The sequence below is a fragment of the Caloramator sp. CAR-1 genome, assembly GCF_030546345.1.
In the GTDB taxonomy this organism is placed as follows: domain Bacteria; phylum Bacillota; class Clostridia; order Clostridiales; family Caloramatoraceae; genus Caloramator; species Caloramator australicus.
Genome location: NZ_JAUONW010000022.1, coordinates 102139 through 124618, shown reverse-complemented (window position 1 = coordinate 124618; position 22480 = coordinate 102139). Strand labels below are relative to the sequence as shown.

Sequence of the window (22480 nt, the reverse complement as noted above, 5' to 3'; positions counted from 1 at the left end):
ATAAATTAAAAGCACTCTCCTATAGATTTTGAAATTTAAAGTGGGTTTACGCTATAAGTGTGCCCATTTTTAGAAAATAATCTATAGGAGGTTTTGTTTTATGAAGGTAAGATTCCAATTGCTCTCATGGCAAAATGTTAAAAGCGATGTCATCTCAGTTTTCAATCTTAGAAAGGCAGAGGTTGAGATTTTGGAGAGTTTAATTTCCAAAAAAGATGATGAAAAAATCCTTGCTATGGTTGACAGATTAAGCAGAAAGAAAAATTTACAATGTAGCATCGATAACACTATAAAGGCAGTTCTTAAGGAGAAGATGACATATCTTAGCGGCACCAAGAATTTCAATAGCTATGATAAAGTTAATCAAAAAATTTTTCAAATACCGATAAATCCCCTTTATCTTGACAAAAACTCAATAGGGCTAAAAAGCTATAGGGTATTTATAGATTTTCTAACAAGATTAAGTAGCATAGATAGCACCACTGCACTGGATGAAATAATCGATGCTTTGGAATTAAAATCTGAACGCAAGGGATTAGACAACGTTAATTTAGAGCTAAAATCAATAATCCTTAGCAAAAGCAGCGTTTATTCATATTCAGGGGATAAAAAGATACTTAATCTAATTGAATACTTATCAAGAATACAAAACAGCGGATTAATAAAGGAAATTGAAAAAATATTATTCTGCAACAAAGGGAAGGTTGAATTTGTAGATAAATATGCAGAAAGATATGTAAACAAGATATTTATAGAAACAAGAAGAGCAGAGTTTGAAGCATACAAGGTGTCAAAGGAAGCTCTAATAAGAGCAGCATGTGTTCACTATGTTTACAACATATTATGCAGCATATGCTATAAGGCAGCAGTTAAAAGCGCTGTAATTATAGTAAACCAAGGCGCTTAAAGCCTTGGTTTACATCATATATGCATTAGTGTTTATAGATACTCATTATTGATTTTAAATTAAATTTTATTAAGATATAATAAAGTTAAGTTAATTGAATTGCTTATTTGAGGAGTGAAATATTATGATAATTAGCGCCAGCAGGAGGACGGATATTCCTGCCTTTTATTCAGAATGGTTTATGGAAAGAATCAGAAGGGGTTATGCAACATTTGTTAACCCCTTTAATGCAAATCAAATAAACAAGGTATCCCTTAAAAGGGAGGATGTCGACGTTATAGTTTTTTGGACAAAAAATCCAAAACCTTTAATGAAGCATTTGGATGAGATCGATAGATTAGGATATAAATATTATTTTCAATATACACTAAACAACTATTCAAAGGTTTTTGAACCTAATTTACCTCCTTTTGAAGAAAGAATAAAAACTTTTAAAGAGCTATCCGATAGGATAGGAAAAGAAAAGGTAATATTAAGGTATGATCCGATTATATTATCTGATATCACTCCATTTGAATTTCACTTGAATAGCTTTAGTAGGATAGTCAAGGATTTATCAGGATATACCAATAGGGTAGTTATAAGTATCTTTGACGATTATAGAGGGGCATCGAGAAGGTTAAAAAAGGCAGGAATAAATGTATTTGAAAATCCTTTTAATCATCCAGAGTTTAGGGAATTTATTAAATCTTTGGCGAGTTTAGCAAAGGCTCATGATATGGAAATTTATAGCTGTGCAGAGGTTGTAGACCTTGAAGAAGAAGGGGTTTTACATGGCAAATGTGTAGATGACGAATATATTAAAAAGGTGTTTAACATAGATGTTACAAAAAAGAAGGATACGGGACAAAGAAAGGAATGTGGCTGCGTTGCAAGTAAAGATATAGGAGTTTTTGACACCTGCCCCCATAAGTGCATCTATTGCTATGCAAATATGTCCGAAGCTTTGGTGGATAAGAAAAGAAGGGAGCATGATCCTAATTCCCCATCTCTTGTTGGATGGCATGATGTAAAAGAAAAGGAAGATTATGAGCAAAAAAGTTTTTTTGATCTTTTGTGATTTTTTGCTTTAAGGAGTGGTTTTTTTGAATATTGATGAAGTTCTAGAAAGGATAAACGATGAGATAAAAAAGGAATACTTGGAGGATAAAAGGGTCGAAAGGGTTATAAAGTTTTGTTCTGCTCTATGTGCAGGAATAGCTCTTCAACCTATTCCTATCGCTGATTTTCCTATATTAACAACCATCGAAGTTGCCATGGTTATGAAGATAGGGAATATAAGAGGATTTCAAATTTCAAGGGATAGAGCATTAGATATATTAAAGGAGATTTTAGGTGTTGTAGGACTTGGATATTTAGCAAAGTCGGGAATAATATTTGCCTATAAAACCTTCATTCCCTTCTTAGGAGGATTTTTTACCATTCCGTTAGTATATGGTGCTTGTTATGCTATAGGAAAGGTTGCGGACTTTTATTTTGTCCAAAAAAGATCGGGAAATCCTATAAATAAAAAACAACTTCAAGTTATATACAAAAGAGAATTGGAGGAGGGGAAAAGGATAGGGAGTGAATTAAAAAATGAAAACAAAGATAAGTAACTTATCAAAACATATAAAAAATATTTACGGCAAAGTAAAGGATGATCACCTTAAGCCAATTTTTATATCCTTATTAAAATCAAAGGATGATTTTCAATATACCTTTGATACAAAGGACCTTTTGGAAGCTATAAGGAGGGCTTATCCTGATCTTAAGGATTCATCAGTAGAAGATATTGGGAGGTATATAAACAGCTTAGACGATGCACAGCTTAAGGGGTTTATAAACAACCTAAAGGGGGTTTATCATGAGATAAAATTTGTTGAATTTGAAAATAAAGATAAAGACCACTACTTTGCAAAGCTTTTTACTGAAACAAATCACCCAGGTTCTGATGTTATTCTTTACAATACAAAAACAGGAGAAGTTGAATATCTTCAACTTAAGGCGACGGATGATATAAACTATATAAAAGAAGCAATGGTAAAATATCCTGATATAAGAATTGCTTCAACTAAAGAAGTGGCAGAAAGGCTACATATAGATACTACTGGTATGTCAAATGAAGAAATAACCAAAACAGTTAAAAGGGAAATAGAAAGAATAAAAGATTATGGGGATAAAGATTTAACAGATTATATTCCCAAAGGCTTGTTTTGGTATACGTTGTTTCAGATATATCCTTTGTTTTTAGATTATAAAAACAAAAAAATATCCTTTGAAGAATTAAAAAATAGTTTAAAAACTATTTTAGGGTATAGGCTTACCAATTTTTTAATCTTTAGCATATTACTTAGTATTCCCTTTGTTTCCAATATAACAATGCTTTTTTTAATCTATAGCCTTCTTAAAGAAGGTTACGATATTTTTAAAAATTAATAAAATATATTCACAAATATACAAATATTTGGTAATATCGAGTTTAGGGGTGGTTTTATGGGTAAAAAGTTTATTAGCATTCTTGGAACAAACGATTACCAAGAAACCATATATAACTTGGGGGATTTTACATTTAAAACATCATATATTCAGGAATTTTTAACAAGGTATTTTTGTAAGGATTGGGATAAGGAAGATAAGGTGATTATATTTTTAACGGAGGATGCAAGAAAATTAAATTGGAATAACGAGCTAATATCAACAAGAAGATTAAAGACCAAATTAGAATCTTTAAAGGATGAAGGATATGGCTTTACAATTTTGGACAAAGATATACCAGAAGGAAAGAATGAAGAGGAAATATGGCAGATTTTTAGATGCATATTCGATGAAATAGAAGAAGGGGACGAGGTAATATTTGATATAACCCACGGATTTAGATCTTTACCAATGCTTGCTCTAACTGTTTTAAACTATGCAAAGGTTGTTAAGGATATAAAAATATTAGGAATATATTATGGGGCATTTGAACTTAACAAAAACAGGGATTCGGAATTTATAGTGCCTGTTTTTGATCTTACTAATTTCGATTCAATACTTGAATGGTCCTATGCAGTTAATGCATTTTTGAAATACGGCAATGCAAAGCATATAAGCGATGTTGCAAATATAAGCTTAAGGGAAAAGTTGATTCAAAGGGATCCTGATGCAATAGCAGTAAGGAATTTTGCTAATTCATTAAACAATTTCACAAGCGCGATTTTAACTTGTAGAGGAAAATTCATAGAAGGTTTTGGAGCGGAAAAGTCAATTTATTCAGCATATCAAAATATGAAAAACAATTTGATGGATGTTAAGGATAGATGCTCAAAGGGACCTTTACAAATGCTACTTCCTTTATTTGATAAAATAGAGAAAAGGACAAAGAACTTTGACTCGCGGGACAATTTACACATAGGCATTGCAACTGTTGGATGGTGCATAGAAAATGATTTGATTGAACAAGCTTATACTGCATTAGATGAAGCTGCTATTACATATGTTTGCCAAAGATTTGGATTGGATGAAACTAATTCTATTCACAGAGAGGAGATAGTTGCAAAAGCTCTTAATATAAAGGCTTTAAATAGACCAAGGGACACTTGGAAGATTGATAAGGAGTATGAAGAAAAGATAGCCGAATTGGTCGATAAAATCGATAAAGATTTTGCAGATTTTTATCAAAGTATAAAGGGAATAAGAAATGATTTAAACCATTTTGGATATACTGACAATGTAAAAAAGATTAGCGATTTTAAGAGGGAGATTAAAAATTTATATGATAATTTTAAAAAAATAATATCAGATAAATAGGCCCTTTGGGGCTTTTGTTTTTTATTAAAAGATGTCGTAAAATATAATTATATGCTTCAAAAGAAGGTGAAATATGTTCGGGTATGTTGTCCCTTTAAAGAATGAGCTAAAAATAAAAGAATTTGATATTTTTAAAGGATATTATTGTGGGATATGTAAAAGTATAGGTAAAATTAATTATCCGACTAAATATTTTTTAAATTATGATATGGCCTTTTTAGCTTTGTTTCTATCTTCCATAGAACATGAAAGGCAAATTCCATTGAGAAATTTCTGCCCATACAAATTTAGAAAGGTAAATTTCTATCTAAATGAATATATAGAATATGCAGCCTTTTTAAATGTCTTTTTGGTAAACAGAAAGCTAATGGATAATTATAAGGATAACAATAATATAATTTATTATTTAGCTTCAAAGCTTATAAAAGCAAATTATAGTAGTTCTATAAAGGAGAAATTAAAAAACATAGATAAATATCTTCATGAAATATTTAAACTTGAAAAGGAAAACTCATCAGACTTAGATATTTTGAGCCATTATTTTGGAAAGGTCTTAGAGGAGATCTTTGATGTTTTTGATGATAAGAGAAAAATAGCCCTTAAATATTTTGGATATAACCTTGGGAGATGGATTTATGTTATAGATGCTTTAGATGATTTAAAGGAGGATATTAAAAAGGGTATATATAATCCTTTAAAAGATAAATTGGATATTGATGCTGTAAGGTTTGCACTTTATAGTTACCTTGATAACCTAACTAAGGCTTATGAAATTATGGAAATAAAAAAGAATAAGGGGCTTTTAGACAATATTATTTATTTAGGACTAGCAGATAAAACTGAAACTGTTTTAAAGGGGGAAAATAAAAATGAAGGATCCATACGAAGTTTTAGGTGTAAGTAGAAACGCTTCAATAGACGATATTAAAAAAGCCTATAGAGAACTTGTTAAAAAATATCACCCTGATAAATATCAAGATAATCCTTTAAGGGAGCTGGCAGAGGAAAAACTAAGAGAAATTAATGAGGCCTATGAGTTTTTACTTAAAAATCATGGACAAGGTAATTTTAACTCGGGTAGTTATTCCTATTCTAATGATTCAACATTTCAAATCGTTAGAGAATATATAATGAAGCAGGATTTTTACAATGCTGAAAGGGAGCTAAACAAGATAAATACGAGAAATGATGAATGGTATTATCTCATGGGGATTGTATATATAAACAAGGGCAACTATTCTCAAGGGTATAGTTACATAAAAAGAGCTGTTGAAATGAATCCATATAATCAGGAGTATAAAGACGCTTTAAACAGGCTAAATAATACATATAGGATGAACAATAGCCAATATTATTCACCACCAAGAAATACAACGGATGATTGCTGTGAAATATGTGCGTATCTTTATTGTGCTGATTGTCTTTGTGAATGCTGTGGTGGGGATTTATTATCCTGCTGCTAGGGTGGGATATTATGGATAGAACAAGAAATTTGACCTATAATGGACTAATTATAGCTCTTACGGTAGCTATTTTATACTTTGGTGCATTTACTAAAAGTAAGCTGTCCTTTTTAGCTATTGCAAGTTTTTTGCTTGCTATTTCAGTAATAGTTTCAGGGATAAAGGGCGGAATTTTAGCTATAGTAGCAACTGATATCCTTTCATTTTTGCTTATTCCGAATTTATATTATAAACTTGTATTTATTCCTATTTCTTTTTATCCGATAATAAAATCATTAGCAGAGAAAAGAAAATACAGTTGGGCTTTAAAGTATGCTTATTTTAATTTAAGCCTTTTTGCTATGTTGATTTTTGGGAAAATATTTCTATATCAAAACTTTTCATCTACAAATTTACCGATTTTTATAATTGTTTTGTTAATTTTTGAATTAGGTTTCTATTTTTATGATTATGCCTTTACAAAGTTTGTATTTTTCATAGTTAGGAGGATTTTTTGAATTTGTCGTCGACCTCCAATCCTGCAAAAAGTGCTGGGGATCGACGACAAAAGAAAATGAGCATTCTCAAGGGTTTGAAGATTTTGTTAACAAAAAATTCAAAATTGACAAAATTTTCAAACCCAGTTATAATAAGCATTGAACGGGGTTCTTAGCCTACCTATGAGGGATTGAAACCAATATGTTGTAATAGCTCTAATTATCAATGGATCAGTTCTTAGCCTACCTATGAGGGATTGAAACTCTAAAACGTCTTTTATTGCTTGCAGCCTTACTAAGTTCTTAGCCTACCTATGAGGGATTGAAACAGACTTTTTCATTTGTATTTAATAACCTGCTACACGTTCTTAGCCTACCTATGAGGGATTGAAACTTATATTTCCTATATTTTGATATCTTCCTTCAAACATGTTCTTAGCCTACCTATGAGGGATTGAAACGATAATAGAAAACTTTGTCATTTTCATTACAGTATTCAGTTCTTAGCCTACCTATGAGGGATTGAAACAGCTACATTATGTTTTACATGTTCAAGCCATTTTATGTTCTTAGCCTACCTATGAGGGATTGAAACTAAAGATGGGTGGAGTAGTTGCATAACAATAACAAAGTTCTTAGCCTACCTATGAGGGATTGAAACACTATTTTTTCTCCTACTTCGTCGCCGTCTTTCCGTTCTTAGCCTACCTATGAGGGATTGAAACTACACCAGGATTTTTTTATGAAGCTATTCAAAGAAAGGTTCTTAGCCTACCTATGAGGGATTGAAACTGTCAATCAGTATTTGATAAATCTGTTCTTCCCCGTTCTTAGCCTACCTATGAGGGATTGAAACAGAACTTGTTTAGGTCTAATAAATCCTTTATATATTGTTCTTAGCCTACCTATGAGGGATTGAAACTAGGAAAACTTGAAGAAATAAAACAAAGGATTCAAGGTTCTTAGCCTACCTATGAGGGATTGAAACATAAATCTCATAAAAGAAAGAAGGCCAACGTTTAAAGTTCTTAGCCTACCTATGAGGGATTGAAACGCTCTGGTGCTTGGCTCTTGTGTATTATGTGGTGGAGGTGTTCTTAGCCTACCTATGAGGGATTGAAACACTGAATGCATTTTTAAGCGCCTTTATAACTATAAGTTCTTAGCCTACCTATGAGGGATTGAAACAGCGATAAAGGATAGACAAAATAAAGTTCCAGTTGGTTCTTAGCCTACCTATGAGGGATTGAAACACAATTCCTTTTGCTTTTCTGGTGTGTCCTGTTACGGTTCTTAGCCTACCTATGAGGGATTGAAACAATCATCTTTTAAAATTGCTAGGTATGGGAAAGGGTTTTTTGTTCTTAGCCTACCTATGAGGGATTGAAACAGTCATCTACTTCATATAACTTTACATTCCCCATCGTTCTTAGCCTACCTATGAGGGATTGAAACACTCCCATTTTCATTCCCCCCTCACACATTTCTTAGTTCTTAGCCTACCTATGAGGGATTGAAACGTTTTTTTTTCAACTTACGCTTTAATTTTAGCACCGTTCTTAGCCTACCTATGAGGGATTGAAACTTGCTTGAAGAACCTAATCCATTTATGACAATGCAAATGTTCTTAGCCTACCTATGAGGGATTTTTTATTTTTTTAAGAGGAGATGGTTTTGTGCTGGGAGCTATTATTGGTGATATTGTAGGTTCGAGATTTGAATTCCATAATAAGAAGACAAAGGACTTTAAGCTTTTTAATCAATATTCGCATTTTACAGATGATACTGTTCTAACAGTTGCTACTATGGATGCATTATTAAATAAAAAGCCCTTCGATGTTACATATAAGGAATGGTTTAGAAAATATCCCGATGCGGGTTATGGAAGTAAATTTATAAGTTGGGGATTATCAGATGGATTTAAACCTTATAACAGCTTTGGAAATGGTTCAGCTATGAGAGTTAGTCCAGTAGGATTTTATTATGACAGTGAAGAAGATGTCTTAAAAATGGCTCAAGAAAGTGCAAAAGTTACCCATAACCATCCTGAAGGAATTAAAGGAGCTCAGGCTACAGCTTTGGCTATATTTTTGGCAAGAAAAGGTGCAACAAAGGAAAAAATTAAAGAGGAAATAGAAAAAAGATTTAATTATTATTTGGATGAACCTTTAGATAGCGTTAGAACATGGTATAGGTTTGATGTTAGCTGTCAAGGGTCAGTTCCTCAGGCTATAAGGGCATTTCTTGAATCTGAAGATTTTGAAGATGCTATAAGAAATGCAATTTCAATAGGGGGAGATAGCGATACTATTGCTTGCATAACAGGAGGAATAGCAGAGGCATATTACGGTTCTATATCTGAAGATTTAAAGATGGAGGCTTATAAAAGGCTTGACAGTGATATGATCAACACAATAGAGAGCTTTTATAACTTATTAAATGGTGCAAAATAATATGAATTATATTTTGTTTAAAATATATTTTAGTTAAAATTTAGATATTTTAGAAGGATTTTTGGTTATTATGTAGAAAAATAAATATATGGATAAAATTGGGTGGTGGTTTTTATGGGGAAGATAATCTTTTCTACTGTAGGGACATCTATTTTTACAAATATTATGAAAGAAGATAAAAATTTTCAAGAGCTTTATAGAAGTTATACTCAAAATGATGAAAAAGAAGAAAAGATAAAAAGTTATGTTTGGAGCATCATTAAAAGTCAACAAGATAAAGATAAGATATCTGCTGAAATAAAGAGCTTAAATAAAATAGGAGTAGCAGATGATGATATCCTATACTTCATAGTTACAGATACAAGGGAATCAAGGCTTGCAGGAGACATACTTTCTGAATACTTCGAAGTTACATTTAATGCAACATCTAAAGTCTTATCTATTACAAATCTTGTGGTAAACGATTCGGTAAAGTTCGAACGGGAAGGAATCAAAAATCTCATCGAAAAAATTCTTGAAATCATCGAACAAAATCCCTATGCAGAAATAATATTTAATCCAACTGGAGGATACAAAGGTGTTGTCCCATATTTGACTATTTTAGGCATGATTTACAACAAAAAAATTGCCTACATATTTGAAAACACCGATAATTTGATAGAACTTCCTCCAATACCTTTAGAATTCAATTATGATTTGATAAAAGAAAATGAAGAAAGATTTGATCGACTATGTAAAGAAGGTGCTTTAAAGGAGGAAGAGTTTTTTCAAGGAATTGATTTTGCAATAAGGGGAGATTTTAATTCATTATTAATACATGATGGTGGGTATGTAACGCTGTCAGGGATTGGGTTAATGTTATATAGAAAATATAGAGCGGTTAATGATAAGGAATTCATTTATTTATCAAAGCAGGCTATGAAATTCTTAAATCGTATTTCGGATAGAACAGATAGAGAAAAAATATTATCACTTCTTAAAAAATTATTGAAGGAAGATATAAGAAATAATTATATCCACACTAATTTTGATACTTCTATTACGGATTGTAAGGTGTTTAAGATGCCTGCTACAAGTGAAAGAATATTTTATTATCTTAAAGGAGAAATTCCATGGGTATGTGAAATTGTCCCTGACCATGATGAGTATATGAGGGAACTTGGTAATAAGGGAATATTTAAGTCAAATTATACATGTTTTGAAAAACTTTATTTTGAAGACGATGATTGATTAAATATTTGCTTTTTAGGAGGTAGAAATAATATGGCTTTTTATCCTGCAAAGATTGATGATTCGTATAAAAGGATAAATGATTTTTCGGATTTAAAAAATATTTATTATCATCTTAAAAGTTACGAAGACGTAGTATGGAACGAAAAGAATATAAAAGAGAATAAGCCTTCTGTTGCCGATGCGGCTAAGATATATGTTTTAATTTCTTATTTAAAGACGATGGATAAATCAAATTTTGATAGAAAAAAGGCTTATATGAGCTTTTTCTCAGATGAAGCGGATGATATAAAAAAATTTATTATAGACGGCTTAAATGGCATCCAAAGTCAGCTTTTTAAAGATATAAAAATCGATGTGATCAAAGGTTCTATATATAAGATAAAGAAATATTTCTTAGAGAATAAAAAGATAAAAGATATAAGAGGGGCAAGTGAAATAATAGAGTATCTTAACATAGATGTTACTTTAAATATTGTAGGTGAAAAATTTATAGAGGAATGCGTAATTTATGCAGGAGGAGGCAATGTATATATTGTTTTACCTGAAGGTAAAGGCAAGGATGTTTGTAAAAGGCTTGAAGAAGAGTATACCAATATTGCTCTTACTGCTATGAATGCCTTTGAATGGGAAACTACCGATTTGAACACATTTTTTTATGATTATAAAAGAATATCGGGAGAATTAAACAGAAAGTTGGAATGGAGAAAAAAAATAAAAATTTATCCTATAAATCCTGATAGCCAACTAGAGGAGCTAAATATAAACGGCAATAAGATTAGTCTTAAGGCAAATACTTTAAGGGAAAATGGTGTGGTATGTGATCTTTGTGCAATAAGAGATGCTAAATATTTAATAAGTTCGCCTGATGGACAAGTTCCTGTATGTCCTTCATGCTTAAGAAAAAATAGAGTTGGTAAGGATAAGAGTAATTTTGCAAATGAGTTTAAAAGCTTTACAAACAAAGAGGCTAAATCGGTTAAGACTTTGGAAGATTTAAAAGACGATAGAGGATATGTTGCAGTTATTTATGGCGATGGAAACAACATGGGTAATTATGTTATGAATATAAATAATCCTTTTGAGATGATGTATTTTAGCAGGACATTGGACTACATAACAAAAAAGTCAGTTTATGAATCCTTTGCAGAAGTTATGAAGGATGATATAAGGTTTGAAATAATTGCTCTAGGTGGGGATGACATATTTGTTATAGTGCCTGCTGTTTATGCTCTTGAGGTTTCAAAAAAAATAATAGAAAAATTTGATGGAAGCTTTAAAAATAATATAACAATGTCTATTGGAGTTTGCATTGCAAAATTCAATACCCCTATAGGGAATATGTCTGATATCGCACAAAATTTGCTTAAGAATGCAAAGAAAAAGGCTAAAAATTTAAAAAATCCTGCAGGAACCGTTGATATTGAGATATTAGAGGGAAACAGCTTTATAGATTTTGATTATATCAAGGAAGGATTATTCCCTGCCACGGTAAATGAGCTTGCAAGTTATTATGAAGCAATAAGAAAAATGAAGGAGAAAAGCATTCAAAAGAGCCAGTTGTATAAACTAAGGTATGCTTCTGAGACTATGGAAAGGGAAGAATTTGAACTATTTTATCTATATCAAAATGCCAGAACAATAAAGGAATTAAACAAAATCGTGACTGAAATGTTTAGAGGGAGAACCTTTACAGGTTTAGTTAATGGAGTATATTCACCATGGGCTGATATTTGTATGTTATGGGATTATGTAAGGTGGTGATTGGTATGGTTAAGAAGGTTTATGAGATTGTGATTGAAATAAAGACTCCTTTTATCATTTCTTCAGGTAACATAGAAGGGGAAATGATAGATAAAGCAACCGTAAAAATGAATAACAAGCCCTTTATCCCAGGTTCAACTTTAAAAGGTAAGGTTAGGGATAATCTTTTGATGATTCTTAAAAGTAAATTAAATGAAGACAAGGTAGAAGAATTGGTTAGTAGACTCTTTGGAAGTAAAGGCTATTGTCCTTCAAAAATTTATTTCACTGATCTACTTCCCGAAGAAGAAAAAGGAACTAATGTTAGATATGGAGTTGCTATAGACAGATTTAGAAAAGTATCGAAGGATAAAGCGTTATATTCCTTTGAGACCGCAGATATTGGAATATATAAGGGTAAAGTTGAGGCCTATATTGATGAAGAAATAGATTTGGAAGAACTTATTATGGCCTTCAAAATGATTGATTTTATTGGAGGCTCAAAAAGTAGGGGATGCGGAAGATGTAAAGTGGATATAAGGGAGGTGAAGGCATGAGAATTATTGCTGAATTTTTATCGCCTTTGTTAGTCGGGACTAAAAAGCTCTCGAGCAATTACATAGAAGGGGCAGATTACATTGCAGGGGATGTTATGCGGGCAGCTTTTGCAAGAACGATTTTAAACAATTGTAAAGAATTTAAGAATGATATTGTTGAAGTTGAAGGCCAGCAAAAAAGAAATTGGGTTTATTTTAGAAATGGAAATGGATGCAAAAACTGTGATTTTTTATCCGTTTGCAAAAAGTTTAAAGATATAAAGTTTTCATTTTTCTATCCAACTGGAACTGATGTGCTTCCATTGACAGCGATGAAATGCAAAAATAATGATGAACATAGGTTTGTAGATGTTTTGACGGATGAAGCCAAATGCAAATTATGTCCAGAGGGAAATAATAGGGTTGAGTTTATATCCGGGCTTGTAAGGGATAACAAAATATTTAGGCCCTATAAAAAGGTTTTTACAAGGACTGCAATTAATACCTATACAAAAACAGCAAAGGAAGGAAATTTGTTTTCTTTGATTCCTATTGTTGCAACGAAAAGGGTTAATGATTCTTTAGAATGTAAATTTGAAGGCTATATTGATGGCATTACAAAGGAAGAGCTAAAGCTATTTGAAAATATAAGGGTTGGAAGTTATATATCTTCGGGTTTTGGAATGGCAAAGCTTTCAATAGGTGAAGAAAAGGAAAAGGATAATAAGGAAAATGTAAAAATGAAAATTAAAAGGTTTAATGAAAGGTATAAAAATAAAAAAGAAGATAAAACTTATTTTGCATTAAAGTTAGTTTCGGACTGTAAGCTGGATTTTGAAATAAATGATAAATATTATTCAACGGAGGAATATAAAAATTTGTGGAAGGATCTATTAAATATTGGCAGCGATTACGATATAGATGTGGCGTATTTAGAAACTATAAATTATAGAGGTTATGACACATCTCAAAATAAAGAAGACAAAAGGGAAAGGGCAATTATACATGTTTTAAAGGGAAGTGTTTTTGTTTTGAAGACTAATAATGATTTAGACAAAATTTATGATGATTTTTTCAAAAATCCATTTTTTGGTTTAGAAAACAATAACGGTTTTGGCAAATATGAGGTTTATTGTGGAGGTGTAAGGTGATGGAAAAAAAGCAAATTCTTCAGAAGGTGGAAGAAGTAAGAAAGACAAATTTTTTAAATAATAAAGATATTGGAAGTACAAATATTAAAAGCTTATCGGCGATGGTTTTAAATGCTGATTGTTATGAGGAGATAGAGCTTTTTATAAAGTATAAGACCGGTAAGGGAAATGGATGGGAAAAAACTTTGCCAAATTCAAAGCAAAAATTTGGAGATTTTATAATAAATAAAATTAGAGAAATAAAAAATGTATCAAAGGATGACAAGGAAGCCATTAAAAATATAAGTCTTTTCTTTGGATATTTGTATTGGTTAAAAAGAGGGTTAGAGGGTTAAGAAAAAAGAATAATAACTCAAAAAAGGGGATGATTAGATGTTGCACGATAAATTTGTGAATAAATATATAGTTACAGGGATTTTGGTAAATAACACTCCTTTACATATCGGAGGAGGGGAGGATGAGTTTACCCCCAATGCTGTTGACAACAGCGTTGTAAGATATAAAAATGGTGAACCTTTTATACCGGGAAGTTCCCTTAAGGGAGTTTTAAGGTCTTATATAGAAAGGATTTTAAACAGCGGATATGACGAAAGGTTTAGTTCTTGTTTTATTGTAAATGAGGAATGTTTAAGCGATAAAAAATTGGAAGCACTTAAAAAGGATTCAAAGAATGAAAAGGATTTTGCAGAAAAAATCTATGATAATATGTGCACAGTATGTAAAATATTTGGTTCTAAGTATTTTGCATCTAAAATTCATATAAGCGATGCGGTCCCAATTGAAAAAATTTATACAGGTAAAAGGGATGGCGTTGCAATCGATAGGGATACATTAACAGCAGCGGATGGGAAAAAATATGATTTTGAATATGTATCACCCGGTTCAAAATTTAACTTTTATATGACGATAGACAATTTAGAAGAAGCGTATGAGGATATTTTAAAGTTAATTATAAACCTTTTAGCAAAGGGTGAGATTAAAATAGGCGGAAAAACTTCAGCAGGACTTGGGGATGTTCAGCTTAAGGATTATAAGGTTTATAAAATAACGGATAAAAATTTAAAGAAATATCTTTTAAACGGACCTTCTGAGGAAATGAGGTGGCAAAATGTTTAAAAAGATATATAATGAAGCGATTATAACTTATACTTTAAAGACTAAAAGTCCTCTTTTTATAAGGTCAGGCAAGGAGGAAGGATTAGATCCTACTAAAGAGGATAATACTTTCATAACTGTTCATAAAGATGGACAAGTAATTCCATTTATGCCTGGAACTAGTATTAAGGGAGTTTTTAGGTCGAGGGCAGAAAAATTACTGCCTAATAGCTGTAACTTGTTTTCAGGAGCTTGTTTAAACCAAAGTGACATGAAAAATAAGAATGGAACCGAAAGGTATAAATTAAGCTGTCCTGCCTGCAAAATGTTTGGTTCTACGGCTTTGAAAAGCAGGGTGTTATTTTCGGATGCTTATCCTGTTGGAAAATACTTTATAGGTTCAAGGACTTCGGTTGCTATAGAAAGGATATCTGGTGCGGCAAAACAAGGAGCTTTATTTAACATGGAATATGTAGAGGATGCGGAGTTTAAAGGGGAAATAAGGCTGCAAAACTTTTTTAAATGGCATATAAAAACACTTGTTGAGGTGTTTAAGGATATTAATAATGGCTTTGTAACTTTTGGAGGATTAACTTCAAAGGGATTTGGACGTATGGAAGTTAAGGAATTTAACATTAAATTAAGGTATTATAATAAAGGATTATCAAACAATAATTATGCGGATAAAGGATTTTATATAGAAAGAGAAATAAATAGTTTAGATGAATTGGATGGACTTTTAAGGAATATCCAGTTAAATGATAATGAATTAAGAAAGGGCGATTTGAATGAGCAAGCCATATAGTTTTGTTCCCTTTTTGGATTATAAGCCGTATAACGAAGATGGAAACTTAGAGGGTATAATAAAATTAAAAATTAAGGTTTTGACCCCGGTTCATATATCTTCGGGTAAAATAGATGAACATAATGGGAAGATTTACAAAAAAATTTTAAGGATAAACGGTGAGGTTACTATTCCGGGAAGCAGTATAAAGGGATGTGTAAGAAGCATAGCAGAAGCAATATCCTATAGCTGTTATCAACCGGGTAAACAGGTTCGATATAATAAATTACCAGATGGTAAGACAAATGATCGTTTGAAGGATTGTATAATATGCAAGACATTTGGAAGTATGGGCAGGAAAAGCAAAGTAATATTTAGTGATTTTAAAATGACAAAAGGGAGTATGGATATCATTGGATTGCCTAATTTATATGCACCTCATATTGAAGAAAAGTTTTATTTGTTAAACGGAAAATATAAAGGATATAAATTTTATTATCATGGAATTTCATCAATTTGCGAAAAAGGCACAATATTTTTTGAATTTGCAAAGGAAGGCGCTGAATTTGAAGGAGAGGTTTATTATAATGGTTTAACTCAAAAGCAATTAAAGCTACTTTGTTATTCTTTAGGACTTAACGGCGATATTCAACCTAAAATAGGATACGGGAAACCTGCATATTATGGGAGTGTTAAATTTTTGGTCAGAGACTCCGATGAACAAGACAAATATAAAAAATATGCCAATCAATACTATAATGAATCCGATGCTAATATTAGAAAAAACATAGATAGGCTGAAGACTATATTAAGTTATAACAATGCTAAAAGAGTTTCAGATTGGACACAGAATGGTAACATAAGAACTTATTAAGGTTGGTGGTTGGATGGATAAGAAAAAATTATTAAAGGAAGCAGAATCCATGGTGAGTTTCACCCAAAGAAAGCAATATTCTAATTTTTTTGACCATATATTAAATCTTATAGAAATAGCAGAAAACAGCTCAGAAGATGAAACAGAAAGAAAACAGAAATTTTTGAAGCTGCTAAGTCTTTTGAAGGATGACAAAAATATATCTATTTTAGGTGGAGGGAAGCAGGTAAAACAAGGTTTGAAGGATTTTATTGAAAATCATATTATGGTAAGGAAATATAGTGATTATCAAATAGCAAATCCAAGGTTACAAAATTTAAGCTTGACGGAATTAAAATATGTGTTTGGATGGGCAAGAAGACTTGCAGGCAAATAAAAGTCGCCATTTGGCGACTTTTATTCTTCTTGTAAATAGTGCAAAAAAATATGAATATTATTTTTAGTATGATATAATTGAAACTTTATTTGAGGAAGTGAAGATTTATGTATTTAATATTAAAAGTTCCCCCATTTCATGACTTAAAATCAGGCCAATTTTATTTAAATCAAAAAAATACAGAGATTGTGTTATCTAAATTTCCAGGGATTCAAAAATTAGCAGCCAAAGATATTAAACGTGCTTTTGCCTTTTATAATGGTAAAAATATGGATAGCAAGGTATATTCCATTATTGTTAACAATATCGCTATTTCTACAAACGGGATAAGTATAAGATATAATATTGTGTTAAAAAATGAAGAATATTTTAACTCTACTTTATTTTCTAAATCACTATATTATTACTTAATAAGCGAAGGTAAAATAAAAAAAGAAGAATTTATGCCTAATATTATTTTACTTGATAATAATGGCTGGCTAGCTGTTTTAAATAATATGAATAAAAATGATTTGAAAAAAGATGAAGATGATATAGGAAGTATGTTTGCTCAAAATAATTGGGAAGGAATATATAACAAATTTAAGCCAATTGAAAATATAGATAGAAGCAAATATTGGAATAATCATGAAATTTTATCTATGATAGGGTTTGCTATATCAAAATTATCATACTTAAGTGATGCTGATAAGGAGTGTTTAAATAATATAAAAAAGAAGGAAAAAATACTTAAAGAAAAGAAAAAGTTAAGGGAAGAAGCTGAATTTATATTTAAAAGGTGTATTGAAATTGATAAGGAGAATAAGGCGAGATATTTGTCTAACATAGCTTATATTAATTATCATTATTTACAAGATGCTATTAATAATAGAAAGTTTAAATTAGAATCAACCGAGGATCTTCTTACTTATTTTAATAAAGCTGAAAGATATTTTAAAGATGCATTAAAACTTGATGATACAAGAATTAAAGAGTGGTATAGATTAGGATACCTTATGCTAGAATGCTATGGGAAAATTGTGGTAGATACTGATGAAGTCTTTAAAAGACAAATGGAAGGTATAGACTATTTGAGAAAAGTTATAAATTTATGGAGAGAACTATCGGAAGATGAGAAGAAAAGATGTAAATATGAATATATAAATTCGCTATACAATATATCCAAATTTTATCAAGAAGCTTTAAAATCTTTCTGGAGTAATGTTAAAAGGAGATTACAAGGTAATTTGTTAAACACAAATTTGTTTTCTAAAAACCATATCGATCCTAAACAAGGACTATGTTATGCAAAAGAGTATTTAGAAGAATGTTTTAAGGATCAATATGAACAAGATATAAATGAAGTTATAGATAAAATTACTCATGAAGATATAATGAAGACATATGATAATTGGAAAATTGAAGCGATTGATTTGCTATATAGATTAGGGCTTTTGTATTTTATGATTTATTGGTATTTGATAGACATAAATTGTAAAGATATAGATAAGCTGAATTCATATATAAATAAATCCAAAAAATGTTATGAATTATCATTGAAATTAAATTGGAAAGAAAATAAATCTATGCAAAGGGATTTTATAGAAGAAAGGTTTGCTAGGCTTTATATAACTATTGGTCAATATGACAAGGCTATAAATTTGTTAGAAAAATATAGGGATAAATACAAAGATAAGGAATCAAAAAAATATATTTTAGACACATTAGATTTGGCTGTATATCTTAATATAAGAAAAAGAGTGGTATAAAAGGGGGTGGGGATAGATGATATTATTAGACGATAAAATACATGTTGAAAAGGATGACCTTAGAAGAATATTTTACATTAAGGATGAAGATAAGGAAGTTCCTTTTTATATACAAAATGCAATTGTTGATTTGATTTTTGAAGAAGGTGGCTTTAAAAGAAAATACAATGATCTTAATGACTTGGAGTTAATAGAAGATAAATTTATTAAAAAGGTTATTAATATTATAGATAATTTGTATAAGGTTCCTTCTAAAACCGATTATTCTGATAAGTATATAACGTATATTTGGTATTATTTGCCTAATAATATGTATAAAGTTTGGCAGCCTCTTGTTGATTTGCTTATAGTTGGAGAATTGAAAAATAAAATAAAGGTATTGGATGTTGGAACAGGTCCTGCTACTCTGCCTTTAGGGATTATTGAATTTTATAAAATAATTGCTGAGAATTTAAAAGATAAGGAATTTGTTATTTGTTTTCATTTAATTGATTCGCAAAAAAAATTCATAGATTACGCTAATTATTTAATAAGTAAGGTTTTATTGCCTAAAAATTTAAAAGTTCAAGTTAATAGTTTAGTAGCAAATGTAAAGGATGATTCTATAATAAAAAAAGATTTTAAATATGATATTATCAGCATGAGCAATTTCATAAACCATTTTGAGCATGAAAAAGATTTTGATGCCTTTAAATTATTAAAAAATTTAAGGGATAATTTAAACGACGATGGATCCTTAATTATCATTGAACCAGGTAGCGAGTTTGAATGTATAAGTTTTAAAAAAATCAGAAACAAATTAGTTAATGAAGGAATATATAATATTTTCTCACCTTGCATTCCTATATGGGAAGATAGAGATAAAATAAATTGTGCATGCTTTTCTACTTATATAATGGAAGTTAAAAAGCCTGAATTAATCGAATTTTTACTTTCAAAAGGACTTAAAAAGTTTAAAAATAGAGAACATGTGGCATATAATTATACAGTTTTAAGAAAGGATGGTCTATATAAATATCGCATTGAGAGGAATAAACAGAGTTTTTTTACAATAAAGGAGATATTCGAACATCAAGAAAAAGAATTTCGAGCAAATATTAAAGGTATAGTAAAGAAAAAATCTAATAAGAATTTAAGTTTTTGTATATGTGATGGAACGATGCCGAATAAAGATTATTGGATTAAAATAGATGAAAGTGCTTTAAATGATACAAAAGAAGCTATTAAAAAATTAAATATGGGAGAAAAGATAAGTATAAAAAAATTGAAGGTTATTAAGAAAAAGAATAATGTTAATATGATCTTAGATATCAATTCAAAGTTACAACTATTCTATTGATGGGGACGGTTCTTAATAATTTTAAAAATTTGACAAATATGTGGATGAACTACAAGTTATTGAAGTTGTTTATAAAAATAAAAAGCCTATTAAAGCCTATTTGGGCTTTTTATTTTTTGTGTTATAATTTTAAGAAAATTATAAAAATGGAGGGTTATGATGGAGTATAAAAGCACGCGGGGGAATATAAGGTTAACGTCTACAAAAACTTTAATTCAGGGATTATCTGATGATGGAGGATTGTTTGTTCCTGTTGAGTTTCCTAAGTTAGAATGGAATTTCAAAGAACTTATGAATAAAAAATATAACGAACTTGCATTTTATATTCTTAAAAATTATTTTAATGACTTTGATGAAAACACACTTTTAAATTGTATAACTAAGGCCTATGATGATAAGTTTGATACAAAAGAAATAGCTCCTTTAGTAAAGAAGGATAAGTTTTATTTTCTCGAACTATTCCATGGACCAACCCTTGCCTTTAAGGATATGGCTTTATCGTTGTTCCCATACCTTTTAAAAGAAGCAAAATTAAAAGAAAATATTAAAAAGGAGATAGTAATTCTAACAGCAACATCTGGGGATACAGGAAAGGCTGCCCTTGAGGCCTTTAGGGATATAGAGGGGATTAAGATAATAGTTTTTTATCCTTCTAAAGGGGTTAGCAACATTCAAAGATTGCAGATGACAACTCAAGAGGGAGAAAATACATTTGTTTTTGGAATAAACGGCAATTTCGATGATGCCCAAAGGGCTGTAAAGGAGATTTTTTCGGATGTTCACTTCAATGAAGAAATCGATAAAAGGGGTTATGCTTTATCCTCTGCAAATTCAATAAACATAGGAAGGCTTTTCCCACAGATAGTATATTATTTTTATGCCTACTTAAAACTTTTAAAAATGGGGGAAATATCTGAAGGGGAATATGTAAATATAGTTGTTCCAACAGGAAACTTTGGTAACATACTTGCTGCCTATTATGCAAAAAAGATGGGACTTAAGGTTAATAAACTAATATGTGCATCAAATAAAAATAATGTTCTTTATGATTTTTTAAGGAGTGGAGTATATGACATTAGAAGAAATTTTTATACAACAATATCTCCTTCCATGGACATTTTAGTATCCAGCAATCTAGAAAGATTTTTATATGATGCCTGTGGTGAGGATGAGGATATAATTAGAGCCCTAATGAGGGATTTAAAAGAATTTGGATGCTTTAAGCTTTCAGAAAAATATATGGATTCTTTAAAGGATTTTTATGCTAATTTTGCAGACGATAAGGAGACATGCTCTGAAATAAGGTGGGCCTTTTTAAATCTTAGATATCTTATTGATCCTCATACTGCTGTTGCATTAAACGTTTATAAAAAGTATCTAAAGGATACCGATGACGATACAAAGACAATTATAGCTTCAACTGCAAGTCCATATAAATTCGTAGCATCTGTTTATAAAGCCATTACTTTAAAAGAGCCTTATGGTGATGAATTTATGCTTGCTGATGAATTGTCAAAGCTTACAAAAACATCTATTCCAAAACAAATAGTTGAGCTTAATAATAAAAGGGTTTTGCATAACAAGGTTATTGATAAAGGGGAAATTTATGATGTGATAAAGGATATACTTAAGGGGGATTAATATGGTTAAAGTAAGGGTTCCGGCTACAACTGCTAATATAGGGCCAGGGTTTGACTGTTTAGGAATAGCATTGGATCTTTATTGTTATATAGAAGTCGAAGAAATAGAAAAAGGACTAGTTATAGAGGGATGTGACGATAAATTTAAAGGCGAGGATAACTTAATTTATAAATCTATGAAAAGGATATTTGAAAGTGCATCATATTCACCAAGGGGAATTAAAATAAAAGTTGATAGTAAGATTCCTATATCAAGGGGTCTTGGAAGCAGTGCTGCTTGTATAATTGGAGGCCTTTTGGCGGCGAATGAACTTGTAGGACGTGTTTATTCAAAGGAGGAAATTCTAAATATTGCAACTCAAATAGAAGGACATCCTGACAATGTAACGCCTGCCTTACTTGGAGGTATGACGGCAGCAATTTATGAAAGGGATAGGGTTTATTATAATAAAATCAAGGTTGCAGATAGATTTAAGTTTTATGCCTTAATTCCTCAATTTACAGTTTCAACGGAAAAGGCAAGAAAGGTTTTGCCAAAGGTTATAGATTATAAGGATGCAGTTTTTAACATAGGTAGGGTTTCCCTTCTTATAACTTCCTTTATTGAGGGAAATGATAATATAAAAATAGCCTGTAGAGACAAAATACATGAGGATTATAGAAAGGAGCTTATAAGGGGCTTTGATACTATAAAAGAGAAATGTTTAGATTTAGGCAGCCTTGCAGTTTTTATAAGCGGTTCTGGATCTACTCTTATGGCTATAGTTGATAAGGAGAATACGGATTTTAAAGCAAAAATAGAAAAGGATATATATAATTTTGAAGGAAGCTGGATAGTTAAGGAAGTAAATATAGATTATGAAGGGGCTAAAATAATAAAATAGGGCAGGTTGC

Annotated in this window: 22 protein-coding genes and 1 CRISPR repeat array; all 22 genes read left to right on the top strand. The window is 30.7% G+C overall.

Translation table 11 applies throughout. From position 1 onward, the window contains the following. Positions 1 to 100: 100 nt before the first annotated feature. The 22 genes from Q3V94_RS07280 (at position 101) to thrB (ending at position 22470) form a co-directional block, all read left to right on the top strand. A complete protein-coding gene (locus tag Q3V94_RS07280) occupies positions 101 to 907 on the top strand; it encodes a hypothetical protein (RefSeq protein WP_008908389.1) in 807 nt (268 codons plus the stop codon). A gap of 124 nt (positions 908 to 1031) precedes the next feature. Beyond that, positions 1032 to 1967, top strand: a complete 936-nt coding sequence (locus tag Q3V94_RS07275; RefSeq protein WP_008908388.1) for a DUF1848 domain-containing protein — start codon at positions 1032 to 1034, stop codon at positions 1965 to 1967. A gap of 25 nt (positions 1968 to 1992) precedes the next feature. Beyond that, positions 1993 to 2505, top strand: a complete 513-nt coding sequence (locus Q3V94_RS07270; RefSeq protein WP_008908387.1) for a YcjF family protein — start codon at positions 1993 to 1995, stop codon at positions 2503 to 2505. Then, entirely contained in the window at positions 2486 to 3325 is an 840-nt protein-coding gene (locus Q3V94_RS07265) for a hypothetical protein (protein WP_008908386.1), read from the top strand. Before Q3V94_RS07270 ends, Q3V94_RS07265 begins: the two co-directional genes overlap by 20 nt. Before the next feature lie 57 nt (positions 3326 to 3382). Then, complete coding sequence (csx2, locus tag Q3V94_RS07260; RefSeq protein WP_008908385.1) at positions 3383 to 4678, top strand: TIGR02221 family CRISPR-associated protein; 1296 nt, start codon at positions 3383 to 3385, stop codon at positions 4676 to 4678. A 73-nt stretch (positions 4679 to 4751) separates the two neighbouring features. Continuing rightward, on the top strand, positions 4752 to 5582 hold the full coding sequence (locus tag Q3V94_RS07255) for a DUF5685 family protein (RefSeq protein WP_008908384.1): 831 nt from the start codon (positions 4752 to 4754) through the stop codon (positions 5580 to 5582). Further along, positions 5548 to 6141 (top strand): DnaJ domain-containing protein, encoded by a 594-nt coding sequence (locus tag Q3V94_RS07250; protein ID WP_008908383.1) that lies wholly within the window; start codon positions 5548 to 5550, stop codon positions 6139 to 6141. The genes Q3V94_RS07255 and Q3V94_RS07250 overlap by 35 nt, the downstream gene beginning before the upstream one ends. Before the next feature lie 11 nt (positions 6142 to 6152). Further along, positions 6153 to 6638, top strand: a complete 486-nt coding sequence (locus Q3V94_RS07245) for a hypothetical protein (protein WP_008908382.1) — start codon at positions 6153 to 6155, stop codon at positions 6636 to 6638. A 147-nt stretch (positions 6639 to 6785) separates the two neighbouring features. After that, positions 6786 to 8270: direct repeats of the CRISPR family, unit length 30 nt; unit sequence GTTCTTAGCCTACCTATGAGGGATTGAAAC. Between the two features lie 23 nt (positions 8271 to 8293). Beyond that, positions 8294 to 9070 carry an ADP-ribosylglycohydrolase family protein gene (locus Q3V94_RS07240; RefSeq protein ID WP_303526436.1) on the top strand — a complete coding sequence of 259 codons (777 nt, stop codon included), beginning with the start codon at positions 8294 to 8296 and terminating at the stop codon, positions 9068 to 9070. A 114-nt stretch (positions 9071 to 9184) separates the two neighbouring features. Next, on the top strand, positions 9185 to 10300 hold the full coding sequence (locus Q3V94_RS07235) for a putative CRISPR-associated protein (RefSeq protein WP_303526434.1): 1116 nt from the start codon (positions 9185 to 9187) through the stop codon (positions 10298 to 10300). 33 nt (positions 10301 to 10333) lie between these two features. Beyond that, positions 10334 to 12064 carry a hypothetical protein gene (locus Q3V94_RS07230; protein WP_303526431.1) on the top strand — a complete coding sequence of 577 codons (1731 nt, stop codon included), beginning with the start codon at positions 10334 to 10336 and terminating at the stop codon, positions 12062 to 12064. Positions 12065 to 12069: 5 nt separating this feature from the next. Further along, positions 12070 to 12600 carry an RAMP superfamily CRISPR-associated protein gene (locus tag Q3V94_RS07225; RefSeq protein ID WP_303526428.1) on the top strand — a complete coding sequence of 177 codons (531 nt, stop codon included), beginning with the start codon at positions 12070 to 12072 and terminating at the stop codon, positions 12598 to 12600. Next, a complete protein-coding gene (locus Q3V94_RS07220) occupies positions 12597 to 13730 on the top strand; it encodes a hypothetical protein (RefSeq protein WP_303526426.1) in 1134 nt (377 codons plus the stop codon). Before Q3V94_RS07225 ends, Q3V94_RS07220 begins: the two co-directional genes overlap by 4 nt. Then, on the top strand, positions 13730 to 14065 hold the full coding sequence (locus Q3V94_RS07215) for a hypothetical protein (RefSeq protein WP_303526425.1): 336 nt from the start codon (positions 13730 to 13732) through the stop codon (positions 14063 to 14065). The genes Q3V94_RS07220 and Q3V94_RS07215 overlap by 1 nt, the downstream gene beginning before the upstream one ends. Positions 14066 to 14102: 37 nt before the next feature. Further along, positions 14103 to 14846: a CRISPR-associated RAMP protein Csx7 gene (gene csx7, locus Q3V94_RS07210; protein ID WP_303526423.1), complete on the top strand. Its 744-nt coding sequence runs from the start codon at positions 14103 to 14105 to the stop codon at positions 14844 to 14846. Continuing rightward, positions 14839 to 15630, top strand: coding sequence for a CRISPR-associated RAMP protein Csx7 (gene csx7 / locus Q3V94_RS07205; RefSeq protein ID WP_303526419.1), 792 nt, complete (start codon positions 14839 to 14841; stop codon positions 15628 to 15630). Before csx7 (Q3V94_RS07210) ends, csx7 (Q3V94_RS07205) begins: the two co-directional genes overlap by 8 nt. Continuing rightward, a complete protein-coding gene (locus Q3V94_RS07200) occupies positions 15614 to 16483 on the top strand; it encodes an RAMP superfamily CRISPR-associated protein (RefSeq protein WP_303526416.1) in 870 nt (289 codons plus the stop codon). Before csx7 (Q3V94_RS07205) ends, Q3V94_RS07200 begins: the two co-directional genes overlap by 17 nt. Before the next feature lie 13 nt (positions 16484 to 16496). Next, positions 16497 to 16859 (top strand): hypothetical protein, encoded by a 363-nt coding sequence (locus tag Q3V94_RS07195; protein WP_303526414.1) that lies wholly within the window; start codon positions 16497 to 16499, stop codon positions 16857 to 16859. A 269-nt stretch (positions 16860 to 17128) separates the two neighbouring features. After that, positions 17129 to 18607, top strand: a complete 1479-nt coding sequence (locus Q3V94_RS07190; protein WP_303526412.1) for a hypothetical protein — start codon at positions 17129 to 17131, stop codon at positions 18605 to 18607. Positions 18608 to 18623: 16 nt separating this feature from the next. Then, on the top strand, positions 18624 to 19946 hold the full coding sequence (locus Q3V94_RS07185) for a methyltransferase domain-containing protein (RefSeq protein ID WP_303526410.1): 1323 nt from the start codon (positions 18624 to 18626) through the stop codon (positions 19944 to 19946). Positions 19947 to 20105: 159 nt separating this feature from the next. Then, a complete protein-coding gene (thrC, locus tag Q3V94_RS07180; RefSeq protein ID WP_303526407.1) occupies positions 20106 to 21587 on the top strand; it encodes a threonine synthase in 1482 nt (493 codons plus the stop codon). Position 21588: 1 nt separating this feature from the next. Next, positions 21589 to 22470, top strand: a complete 882-nt coding sequence (gene thrB / locus Q3V94_RS07175) for a homoserine kinase (RefSeq protein ID WP_303526404.1) — start codon at positions 21589 to 21591, stop codon at positions 22468 to 22470. Positions 22471 to 22480: the final 10 nt, after the last annotated feature.